Below are 12,345 nucleotides of genomic sequence, written 5' to 3'. Positions count from 1 at the left end.
TATGAGACAGCTTAACAACATATTAGAAAATATTACTGTACTTGATATAAAGGGTTCATTAGATGTAACGGTTTCTTCCATTACGTTTGACTCTCGTGCTGTAAATGAAGGTTGTTTATTTGTTGCCGTTAAGGGAACAACAGTTGATGGCCATAAATTTATTGAACAGGCTGTAGGTAAAGGTGCTTCTGCTATTTTATGTGAGGAGTTCCCTTTAACCCTTTTGCCTGATGTTACTTATGTGAAAGTTGAGGATAGTCATGCTGCTTTAGGCTGGCTCGGTGCGGCATTTTATGAACATCCTTCTTCAAGATTGAAATTGATAGGTGTAACGGGAACAAATGGAAAGACCACTTGTGCTACTTTGCTTTTCAACTTGTTCAGAGGTTTGGGTTATAAATGCGGGCTCATATCAACGGTTCAGAATCAGATTGAAGACCGTGTGATTCCTGCTACGCACACTACACCTGATGCAATTGCCCTAAATGGCTTACTTGCTGATATGGTTAACGAAGGTTGTGATTACACTTTCATGGAAGTAAGTTCTCATGCACTTGCTCAAAAACGTATTGAGGGATTAGTATTCGTTGGTGGAATGTTTACCAACATTACCCATGATCACCTCGATTTTCATAAAACTTTTGACGAATACCTTAAGGCTAAGAAGTCATTTTTTGATCACTTACCAGCAGCTGCCTTTGCATTAAGTAACGTGGATGATAAGCGTGGAATGGTAATGTTGCAGAATACCAAAGCTAAAAAGAAAACCTACAGCTTAAAAAGCATGGCCGACTATAAGGCCAAGCTGATTGAAGATCACTTTACGGGAATGTTGTTAAACATTGATGGTCAGGAAGTATGGTTTAAGATGGTAGGTAAGTTCAACGCTTATAATTTATTAGCTGTTTATGCAGCAGCAACATTACTTGATCAGGATAAGCAAGAGGTTTTAAGTGTTTTAAGTACCCTCAATGGGGCTGAAGGTCGTTTTGATTATATCGTTGCACCGGATAAAAGGATTGGGATAGTTGACTATGCTCATACTCCGGATGCTGTTCAAAATGTATTGGAAACGATTCTTGAGATTCGTCGTCCTACCGAAAAGATCATAACAGTAATTGGTTGCGGAGGCGATCGTGATCGTACTAAACGTCCTGTTATGGCAAAAGTTGCTTGTGAATACAGTGATAAGGTTATTCTTACTTCTGATAATCCACGCACTGAAGATCCTCAGTTCATTATTAAAGAAATGGAAGCGGGTATTCCAGTATCAAAGAAAACCTCAACTGTTTCAATTACTGATCGTCGGGAAGCTATTAAAACTGCCTGTATGCTGGCTCAACCAGGCGACATTATTCTGTTGGCAGGAAAAGGGCATGAAAAGTATCAGGACATAAATGGTGTTAAGCATCATTTTGATGATAAAGAAGAGTTACTCACGCAATTTGGGAATTAAACATATACTGTCATCCTGAGGTACAAAGGATCTTTAGGTTACTCGCTTTGATTAACAGATGCTTCGTTCCTCAGCATGACACAAAAGGATATTAGGATACAGTTAACCAACAAAATATAAATACAAAAAGTAGATGCTTTACTATCTGTTCACCTGGCTTGATAAAGAATATGACTTCCCTGGAGCGGGGGTGTTTCAATATATCTCATTCCGCACAGCAATGGCGGTTATTCTTTCATTGATCATTACCACTGTTTTTGGACGTAGATTGATTAATGTCTTATTGAGACTGCAAGTTGGTGAAACAGTGCGTGATTTGGGATTGGCCGGACAAAAAGAGAAGCAGGGAACTCCTACCATGGGTGGTCTGATTATTATTGGGGGGATTTTGATTCCTACTTTATTGTTTGCGAAGATCAACAACATTTATGTAATCCTGATGATCATTACGACTATTTGGATGGGTGGTATTGGTTTTCTGGATGATTATATCAAAGTATTTAAGAAGGATAAAGAAGGTTTAGCTGGAAGATTTAAGATCCTTGGTCAGGTAATTATTGGTCTTGTTGTGGGCGTAACCATGTATTTTCACAAAGACGTGGTTATCCGCGAAAAGCTACCACAACAACAAATTCAGAGTCAGCAAGTGCTGGGAACAGATGCTAAAACTATCAGCTCAAGTCATTTTGGTAGTGATATGAAGTCGACCAAAACCAACGTGCCTTTTTATAAGAATAACGAGTTTGATTATGGTAAGGTATTAAAGTTCCTTCCTGATTATGAAAAATATACACCATTCATTTTTATACTGGCTGTAATCATCATTATTACTGCTGTGTCAAATGGTGCAAATATTACAGATGGTATTGATGGATTGGCAACGGGAACTTCCGCAATTATCGGAGTGGCACTTGGTGTTCTGGCTTACCTGTCAGGTAACCTGATCTTTGCAGATTATCTGAACATAATGTACATACCAAATTCGGGTGAGCTGATGGTATTCGCAGGAGCATTTATTGGTTCGTGTATTGGTTTTCTATGGTATAATGCATTCCCTGCGCAGGTGTTTATGGGCGATACAGGTAGCTTGGCATTAGGAGGAATTATCGCAACGTTCGCCATCATCATCCGTAAAGAATTATTGATCCCTGTTTTATGCGGTATATTCTTAGTAGAGAATTTATCAGTAATCATGCAGGTATCCTATTTCAAATACACGAAGAAGAAATTTGGAGAAGGACGCAGGATTTTCCTGATGTCGCCTTTACATCACCATTTCCAGAAGAAGGGGTATCATGAATCAAAGATCGTAACCCGCTTCTGGATTATTGGGATCATTTTGGCGATCGTATCAATTGTAACATTGAAGCTTAGATAATCAATGGCTGAACAACAAAAAATAGTGATTCTTGGAGCCGGTGAAAGCGGTGTTGGAAGTGCAATTCTGGCGCTGAAGCTAGGCTTTGAAGTTTTTGTATCCGATTTCGGAGCTATTGCTGATAAGTATAAATCACAACTTTCAGCCAGAGGAATTCGCTTTGAAGAATTGCAGCATACTGAAGCTGAAATTCTTTCAGCTCATGAAGTTATTAAGAGTCCGGGTATACCGGATAAAGCACCAATAGTTAAGAAAATTATTGAGAAAGGTATTCGAATCGTTTCAGAAATTGAGTTTGCCGGCAGATATAACAAGGCAAAAACAATTTGTATAACAGGAAGTAATGGTAAAACAACCACTACGATGCTTACCTATCACATTCTGCAAAAAGCGGGCTTAAATGTGGGATTAGCTGGTAACGTTGGACAAAGCTTTGCCAAGCAGGTGGCCGAAGATAACTACGATTATTATGTGTTGGAACTAAGCAGTTTTCAGCTAGATAATATGTATGAGTTTAAGGCCGATATCGCCATACTACTAAATATTACGCCTGATCATTTAGACAGGTATGATTATAAGATGCAAAACTATGTTGATTCAAAGTTTCGTGTCACCCAAAATCAAACTTCAGCCGATGCATTTATTTATTGCCTCGACGATGAAGAAACAATGAAAGTAATGGCTAATAACAAATTTGAAGCGCGGTTATTTCCATTTTCTTTAGCACAAAAAGTTGAACAAGGCGCTTACGCAACCGAAGACACAATTTACATTCAAACCAATAAAAATAATTTTAACATGACTATCTCAGAATTAGCATTGCAGGGTAAGCATAACGTAAATAATTCAATGGCGGCTGGTATTGCAGCAAAACTCCTGGAGATCCGCAGCGATAGTTTACGTGAAAGCTTAGGTGATTTTCAAAATGTGCCACACCGTTTGGAGCATGTGGCAAGAATTCAGGGTATTGAGTTCATCAATGACTCTAAAGCTACGAATGTAAATTCTGTTTGGTTTGCTCTTGAAAGTATGAATACCAAGGTGGTTTGGATTGCAGGAGGGGTAGATAAAGGTAATGATTATTCGATGCTTTATGAGTTGGTAAAAGATAAAGTTAAAGCGATCGTTTGTTTGGGAAAAGACAACAAAAAGATACACGATGCTTTTGATGATAAAGTTGAAATTATTGTAAATACGGCATCGGCCGAAGAAGCTGTAAATGTTGCCTATCATTTAGCAACTAAAGGGGATACGGTATTGTTATCGCCGGCTTGTGCAAGTTTCGACTTGTTCAAAAGTTATGAAGACCGTGGCGATCAGTTTAAAGCTGCAGTAAAAGAACTGTAGAGACACAATATATTACGGCTCTGCAATGTGGAAATGTTAATAGTTTTTTAGAATAAACAACAGATAATTTGACAATTTAAGGCTCAACAATAAACCGGGCCTGTTTACGAACCAATAGATTAACAGGTATTCATGAATTGGATTTTACAAAAAACTCGTGGTGACCGATGGATATGGCTGGTGGTGTTTGCGTTATCGATGATATCGGTATTGGCGGTGTACAGTTCTACCGGAACACTTGCCTATAAAAACGATGTTAATCCCTTTCATTTCCTTATCAAGCATGGCACTATGATCGTGGCCGGTTTAGCCATCATGTATTTTGCTCATTTGCTTGATCATCGTTATTATTCTCGTATTGCACAATTGCTGTTGTGGCTATCAATTCCGTTGTTGTTTTACACATTGTTGTTCGGTAATAGCATCAATAATGCAAGCAGATGGGTAACGCTACCAATTATTAATCAAACGTTCCAGTCTTCGGATTTAGCCAAGCTTGCTTTATTCATGTACCTGGCACGTGAGTTAACTAAACGCCAGGAAAAGATCAAAGATTTTAAACAAGGATTCTTGCCAATTTTTATAGCTGTTATCGGGGTTTGCGGGCTAATTGCACCTGCAAACCTTTCAACAGCACTAATGGTATTCGGAACCAGCATGTTGTTACTGCTGATTGGTCGTGTGAGTTTTACTCAGATGGCCATCGTTGGTATCGCCGGAGCCATATTGGTTGCAATGGTGGTGTTTTTTGGACCTCGTAAAGGGGTTTATAAAGCACGTGTAGAGGCTTTTTTACATCCTGAGATGGTACATTCTGATAAAAATTATCAGAGTGATCAGGCTAAAATCGCAATTGCAACAGGTGGAATAACAGGTAAAGGGCCTGGAAATAGTACACAACGTAACTATTTGCCTTCACCTTATGCCGATTTTGTATATGCAATTATTATCGAAGAATATGGAATGATTGGAGGACTGGCAATTTTGTCACTCTATCTGGTCTTTCTGTATAGATGCGTAAAAATAGTAACCCGGAGTCCAAAGGCTTTCGGGGCATTATTGGCTGCAGCTTTGAGCTTTAGTCTCGTTATTCAAGCTTTCGCGAATATGGCTGTAGCTACCAACTTGTTCCCTGTAACGGGTGTTGCTTTACCACTGGTCAGCATGGGAGGAACATCCATCTTATTTACCAGTGCCGCATTCGGAATTATCCTGAGTGTGAGCAGAGACCTGGAAGAAGCTGAAACAGGAGTACAAGGAGAAACAGCTTAGGGAATTTGTGAATTGGAGAATGTGAAAATTAACCATTGATCAAATTGATGTAATCACCCCGATAGTTATCGGAACTAATAGTGTGAAAGGTAATCGGTGTAATCATCAAAAATAATCAGTGTAATCAAACAAATAGTAGTGGAACAAACAAAAAAATCGGCGAGAGTAGTAATAAGCGGTGGAGGTACCGGAGGACATTTATTTCCTGCGATGGCAATTGCTGACGCATTGAAAAAGATTGACCCGGCTACAGAGATTTTATTTGTTGGAGCTTTGGGTAAAATCGAGATGGAAAGGGTGCCTGCGGCTGGATACGAGATTATCGGCTTGGATATTCGCGGGTTGCAACGTTCCCTGTCGTTTGAAAATCTGAAGTTCCCGATTCGTTTGATTAAATCATTACGCAAGTCATTCAACATTGTTAAGAACTTCAAACCAGATGTTGCGGTAGGAGTTGGTGGTTATGCATCAGGTCCTTTATTATACGCAGCAAGCTTAAAAGGAGTACCAACGGTTATTCAAGAGCAAAACTCGTATCCGGGTGTTACCAATAAATTATTAGCTAAAAGAGCAGCTAAGATCTGTGTTGCCTATGAAAACATGGATCGGTTCTTTCCAGCTGATAAACTGATGTTAACAGGTAACCCTGTTCGTAAGGATATTTTAGCAATAGAAGGGAAGAAGGAAGAAGCAGCTTCATTCTTTGGATTATCTCCAGAGAAAAAAACAATTTTTCTTACAGGCGGTAGCTTGGGAGCCCGTACACTGAACGAGAGCATTTTAGAACACCTTCATGAATTCAAAGATCAATCGATACAATTGATCTGGCAGTGTGGCAAGTTCTATTATAATTCACTAAAGCAACAGTTTAACGAGGCGGAATATCCAAACGTAAAACTGATGGAGTTTGTATCACGCGTCGACTTAGCTTATGCTCTTGCAGACATTATTGTTGCCCGGGCTGGAGCAAGCACTATTTCCGAATTATGTTTAGTAAAGAAACCTGCAATATTGGTTCCTTCTCCAAATGTTGCGGAAGATCATCAAACTAAAAATGCTATGGCACTGGTTAACAAGCAAGCGGCAATTTTAGTTAAAGATGCAGTGGCGAAAACGGAATTGGTTCCGGTAGCGATGCGTTTAATCGCGAATGAAGAGAAAAAGCAAAAACTGGCAAATAACATAGCTGAATTAGGTTTAAAAGATTCAGCAGTGGTGATAGCTAACGAGATATTGAAATTAATACAGTAGATAGGAGATGTGGGATGTGAGACAGGAGAACTATCAAATGTCTGCATTTTAAGTCTTATAAAATAAAGAAGAGGAGAGCTAAAGAGGTTTAGAGAGGCATTATCTCAAACCTAACGACTCAAATCTCAAATCTAAAAGAATGAAACTTGAAGCAATAAATAAGGTTTACCTGGTTGGAATTGGCGGTATTGGTATGAGCGGCCTGGCGCGATGGTTCAAGCATCGCGGGTGTGTGGTTGCGGGTTACGATCGCACTGAAACTCCTTTGACAAAAGAATTAGTGAATGAAGGTATTCCGGTTACTTATACTGATGATACTACATCCGTTATTGAGCCATTTAATGCACATACAGTTTCACTTGATACGCTTATTATTTATACACCTGCAATTCCTAAGGATAGTTCAATCTTAAACTTCTTTAGAACGGTAGGTTATGATCTGCAAAAAAGATCACAAGTACTGGGAATTATCAGCCAGGGGAGTTTTTGTATTGCTGTTGCGGGTACGCATGGAAAAACAACTACTTCAACAATCATTTCACATGTATTAAAAGATACTGGTTATGACTGTTCTGCATTTTTGGGAGGCATTAGCTCAAACTATAACACCAATTTGTTGTTGGGCGAAAACAATGTAATGGTAGTGGAAGCAGATGAGTTCGATCGATCGTTCCTGACTTTGCATCCTGATATTGCCGTTATCACTTCAATGGATGCCGACCATTTGGATATTTATGGAGATGCTTCGCATTTGCATGAATCATTCAATTTGTTTGCATCTCAGCTAAGTGAGAAGGGATTGTTAATTCATAAGAAAGATCTGCCATTACAACGTAAAGGTGTTTCCTATTCAGTTAATAATTCAGCGGCTGATGTAAATGCTGAAAACGTTCGCATTGAAAATGGAAACTATTATTACGATTATGTTTCAGCCGGTCGTGTTATTAAAGATTTAAATCTGGGTTTACCAGGTTTACATAATGTTGAGAATTCGGTTGCAGCTGTTCGGGTTGCATTAGAATTAGGAATTGAAGAAGGAAAAATTCGCAAAGCACTAGCTTCATTTAAAGGAGTGAAACGTCGGTTTGAATACATCATTAAATCAGATAATCTGATTTATATTGATGATTACGCGCATCACCCTGAAGAGTTAAATGCATGTTTAAACTCGGTTCGTCAATTATATCCGGGTAAAAAACTAACGGTTGTATTTCAACCGCATTTGTTCACACGCACGCGTGATTTCGCGACTGAATTTGCACAAAGCCTGAGTAATTGTGATGAACTCATTTTGCTGGATATCTATCCGGCACGTGAACTTCCGATAGAAGGCGTGGATTCACAAATGATCTTAGATATGGTAACCATCAGCAATAAAAAGCTGTGCTCAAAAGCTGATCTGGTTAACCTGATCAATAAAAGTGAAACAGAAGTGTTGGTAACTGTGGGTGCCGGCGACATTGATACGTTGGTGGAGCCGTTGAGAAAGAAGCTTGCATAGTGTGATAAGTTTATAGTCCATAGACCATGGACCATAGATTAGTAAAAATAATTATATAAGAAACCATGGTCTATGGACTATGGTCTATCGACAAAAAACAAATGAAAAATATCAATTGGAAACGAGTCTTCATGCTGTCTGTCTGGGCGATCAGTCTGGTGGGAGTGATGGTTCTTTTGAGTTTTGTTTCCAATCGTCAGGATAAGATGGTCTGTAAGGGAGTTAAGATCAATATTGAGGGCAAAAACTTTTTGGTTGAAAAAGGAGATATTCTTACACTCATGAATAAAGTGTTGCCTCAATTTGTTTCACGCCCGTTGGATGAAATTCCGGTAGAGGAAATTGAGAAGGTAGTGCGAATGAATCCATTTGTTGAACGTGCAGATATATTTATAGACCTGGATGGAATAGTAAGAATCAATGTTCAGCAACGTGAGCCGATCGTGCGGATCATCAATAAGAACTATCAAAGCTTTTATATTGATAAAAAAGGGCGAAAAATGCCATTGTCACTGAATTTCTCGCCGCGGGTAATGGTTGCGAACGGGTTTATAGATGAGCTGCCTGCTTATAACGATACGTTAAAAACAGCTACAGCAAAACAAATATTTGAATTAGCTCAGTTTACCACAAATGAAAAAAATGAGTTTTGGAGTGCACAAATTGAGCAGGTATATGTAAACGATAATGAAGATTTGGAGTTGGTACCTCGTGTTGGAGATCATCGTATCCTGTTAGGAAATACAGAAGGGTTGGAGCAACGTATGAACAACCTAATGGTGTTTTACAAAAAGGCATTACCTAGAATGGGGTGGAATGAATACAAGATTATCAATATAAAATACCAGAACCAGGTAATTGGGATCAGAGATAGTTTGATAAGAAAGCAAGTCACATCAACCGATACATTAAAAACAGACAGCACAAGAATAAATTAGTTATGGAGAACTCAGACATAGTTGTTGGATTAGACATTGGTACTACAAAGATCTGCGTAATTGTTGGACGCAGAACTGAACATGGAAAGATAGAGGTGTTGGGAATGGGTAAAGCCGATTCTCCCGGTGTAAGCCGTGGAACTGTTACCAATATCGAGAAAACTGTACGTGGTATTCGTGAGGCGGTGGAAATAGCAGAATTAAAATCAAACGTTGAAATTAATGTAGTAAATATTGGTATTGCAGGTCAGCATATTAAAAGCCATCAGCACAGAGGTATGCTAACCCGTAGCAATACAACAGATGAAATTAGCCATGCCGATGTGGATAAGCTAATTTCTGACATGCATAAACTGGCAATGAATCCGGGTGAAAAAATCATCCATGTGTTGCCTCAGGAATACGTGATTGATAACGAGCCAGGTATTTTAGATCCGGTAGGTATGTCGGGTGTACGTATGGAAGCTAACTTTCATATCATTACCGGTCAGGTTACTTCTGTTCAAAATATCATTAAGTGCGCAACAAAAGCCAGCTTAGGTTACGATGATATCATTCTTGAGCCGTTGGCGTCAGCAGAAGCTGTATTGAGTCCAGAGGAAAAAGAAGCAGGAGTAGTGTTAGTGGATATTGGGGGCGGAACTACCGACGTAGCTATTTTCTATCGTGGTTTAATACGTCATACGGCAGTTATTCCGTTAGGAGGTAATATCGTTACCGATGATATTGTTGAAGGTTTAGCAATCCTTAAAGCACAAGCAGAAGTACTTAAAACTCGCTTCGGATCAACGCTGGCAGACGAAAACGCAGAAAATGAAATCATCTCAATACCAAGTCCGGTGAAAGGACGTCAGCCTAAAGAAGTATCAGTAAGAAATCTTGCTTACATTATTCAGGCGCGTATGGAGGAGATTATTGAGCACATATATTATGAGATACAATGTTCAGGATACGAGAAAAAACTTATCGCAGGTATTGTATTAACCGGAGGTGGAGCACAGTTGAAACATTTGCCTCAATTGGTGGAATATGTTACCGGATTGGATGCTCGTATCGGTTATCCGAATGAACACATTGCGAAGTCAAACCAAACGGAAGTGGTTAGTCCGATGTATGCAACAGGTATAGGTTTGGTTATAAAAGGACTTCAGGCTTTAGAAGAAGACAGGATGAAGAATGATAATGTGGTTTCTGCCGATAAACAAGTGCACCAACCACAGGCAGATCGCAAACAATGGCTTAAAAAATTCATTGATCCGATCAAAGATTTCATCCGTGAGGATATTGACGACAAGGATTACTTAAAATAGAACAACGAACGATAAGTATTTCAATAAACAAACATATTTATACGACGGTAATGGTGGAAAAAGTGTTAATAGTTATCAACAATGGCTGGGTTTTTCCACATTCAACTGTTCTGAGCTTAAAAAAGGGCATTGAAATAGCTAATATTACATTGCGAAATTGAATTCAAAAATTTACGACGCTTAAACATCACGATAATGGAATTCGAAATGTACAAAGAAAAATCATCAATTATCAAGGTAATTGGTGTTGGAGGTGGAGGTGGAAACGCAGTCAATCACATGTACCGTCAAGGTATTAAAGGAGTTGACTTCATTATCTGTAATACCGACGCCCAGGCGCTGGAATTAAGTCCGATTCCTAACAAGGTTCAACTGGGTTCCAGTTTAACTGAAGGTCGTGGTGCCGGCTCAATTCCTGAAGTTGGTCGTAACTCAGCAATTGAAAATGTGGATCAGATCCGTGAGATGCTGGGGTCAAATACAAAAATGGTGTTCATCACTGCCGGAATGGGCGGAGGTACAGGAACAGGAGCAAGCCCTATCATTGCCAAAGCGGCAAAGGAAATGGGAATTCTAACTGTTGGTATCGTAACTACACCGTTTAAGTTTGAAGGTCCGCGCCGTATGGCTCAGGCCGATTTAGGATTAGAAGAGTTTAAAAGGAGCGTTGATACACTTTTGGTTATCTCTAACGAAAAAGTGCGTCAAATGTGTGGGAATCTGCAACTGTCAAATGCTTTTGCAGAAGCCGATAATGTATTGACTACAGCTTCAAAAGGTATTGCGGAAATTATCACCGTTCCGGGATATATTAACGTAGATTTTGAAGATGTTAAAACAGTAATGAAAGATAGCGGTGTGGCTATCATGGGTTCTTTTGCAGCTGAAGGTGAAAATCGTGCACGTAAAGCGGTGGAAGGAGCTATGGCATCTCCGTTATTGAATGATAACGAAATAGAAGGAGCTCGCTATATTCTGTTAAATATCACTTCAGGTACAAATGAGGTATTAATGGATGAGGTAACTGAAATAACGGATTATATTCAGTCAAAAGCAGGTTCTACAGCAGATATTATCTGGGGTAACTGTAACGACGATTCATTGGGCGATGCTATTTCTGTAACGCTAATCGCTACTGGTTTTAATACCAAAGCTGAACGTTATTCGGCTCAAGCCACTGCAAAAGTGGTTGATACGCCTCCAGTTCCGCAAGAGCCTGAGCGAAAAGTGATCAGCTTGCATGAGGAAACAGAGCCTGAACAAGATATGATGCAGGTGAATGTGATGAAAAATAAGTCACTGGAGCCTTCAATTAAAAAGGTTGAACAACAACCACAGGTAAATGTACAGCCTCAACAGGCTCCTAACATTCGCCAGGTGTCGATGTTTGACTTGTTTGGGGTTGAAACTAATGATGAAAGCAATTCGTCATCGAATACATTTGAGTTTAGTGTTTCTAAAAGAGCTCAGGAAGAACCTTTGCCTATTGCAGAGCCAGAAACTCCAGTTTCAGTAGTAAACGTTCCGGAGGACGAAAATCTGTCGGAGGAAGAAATTATGAGAAGAAATCTTCAGATTTCGAGAGAACGTATTATGAAACTCAAAAATCTGAGCATTCGTTTGAATAGTAATGGGGGGTTGAATGAGTTAGAGAGTGTGCCTGCTTATGTTCGTAAGAATATGAAGCTTAAGGAAACGCCTCATTCGTCGGAACAACATATTTCTCGTTTTACCTTGTCGGACGACAATGATGGAACAGAAATACGCCCTAATAACTCATTCCTGCACGATAATGTAGATTAGGTATCGTAGAAAGTTATAAAAAAATCCCGGCATTACCGGGATTTTTTTATAACTTTCGCAGCCATATTTACTAGAAGTAAAGAAATAAT

9 protein-coding genes are annotated in these 12,345 nt (G+C 39.3%); all 9 read left to right on the top strand.

All coding sequences use genetic code 11. The features are described from left to right. Nucleotide 1: 1 nt before the first annotated feature. The 9 genes from SOLCA_RS13410 to ftsZ all read left to right on the top strand — a co-directional run bounded on the left by SOLCA_RS13410 (nt 2) and on the right by ftsZ (nt 12,256). On the top strand, nt 2–1,456 hold the full coding sequence (locus SOLCA_RS13410; protein ID WP_014681001.1) for a UDP-N-acetylmuramoyl-L-alanyl-D-glutamate--2,6-diaminopimelate ligase: 1,455 nt from the start codon (nt 2–4) through the stop codon (nt 1,454–1,456). 133 nt (nt 1,457–1,589) lie between these two features. Beyond that, nucleotides 1,590–2,834 carry a phospho-N-acetylmuramoyl-pentapeptide-transferase gene (gene mraY / locus SOLCA_RS13405; RefSeq protein ID WP_014681000.1) on the top strand — a complete coding sequence of 415 codons (1,245 nt, stop codon included), beginning with the start codon at nt 1,590–1,592 and terminating at the stop codon, nt 2,832–2,834. 3 nt (nt 2,835–2,837) lie between these two features. After that, complete coding sequence (murD, locus tag SOLCA_RS13400) at nt 2,838–4,181, top strand: UDP-N-acetylmuramoyl-L-alanine--D-glutamate ligase (protein ID WP_014680999.1); 1,344 nt, start codon at nt 2,838–2,840, stop codon at nt 4,179–4,181. 132 nt (nt 4,182–4,313) lie between these two features. Then, nucleotides 4,314–5,453, top strand: a complete 1,140-nt coding sequence (locus tag SOLCA_RS13395) for an FtsW/RodA/SpoVE family cell cycle protein (RefSeq protein WP_014680998.1) — start codon at nt 4,314–4,316, stop codon at nt 5,451–5,453. Nucleotides 5,454–5,591: 138 nt separating this feature from the next. Further along, a complete protein-coding gene (murG, locus tag SOLCA_RS13390; protein ID WP_014680997.1) occupies nt 5,592–6,704 on the top strand; it encodes an undecaprenyldiphospho-muramoylpentapeptide beta-N-acetylglucosaminyltransferase in 1,113 nt (370 codons plus the stop codon). A gap of 139 nt (nt 6,705–6,843) precedes the next feature. Then, the gene (gene murC, locus SOLCA_RS13385; RefSeq protein ID WP_014680996.1) at nt 6,844–8,205 is read left to right on the top strand and encodes a UDP-N-acetylmuramate--L-alanine ligase; all 1,362 of its coding nucleotides are present in this window, start codon (nt 6,844–6,846) and stop codon (nt 8,203–8,205) included. Between the two features lie 65 nt (nt 8,206–8,270). Further along, nucleotides 8,271–9,143 (top strand): cell division protein FtsQ/DivIB, encoded by an 873-nt coding sequence (locus SOLCA_RS13380; protein WP_014680995.1) that lies wholly within the window; start codon nt 8,271–8,273, stop codon nt 9,141–9,143. Between the two features lie 2 nt (nt 9,144–9,145). Further along, nucleotides 9,146–10,453 (top strand): cell division protein FtsA, encoded by a 1,308-nt coding sequence (gene ftsA, locus SOLCA_RS13375; protein WP_014680994.1) that lies wholly within the window; start codon nt 9,146–9,148, stop codon nt 10,451–10,453. A 195-nt stretch (nt 10,454–10,648) separates the two neighbouring features. Further along, complete coding sequence (gene ftsZ / locus SOLCA_RS13370; RefSeq protein WP_014680993.1) at nt 10,649–12,256, top strand: cell division protein FtsZ; 1,608 nt, start codon at nt 10,649–10,651, stop codon at nt 12,254–12,256. The last annotated feature ends 89 nt before the right edge of the window (nt 12,257–12,345 follow it).

This window comes from Solitalea canadensis DSM 3403, assembly GCF_000242635.2.
GTDB classification, from domain to species: Bacteria; Bacteroidota; Bacteroidia; order Sphingobacteriales; family Sphingobacteriaceae; genus Solitalea; species Solitalea canadensis.
Note: the sequence above shows the minus strand (reverse complement) of the source record. Positions and strands in the feature narration are given on the sequence as shown.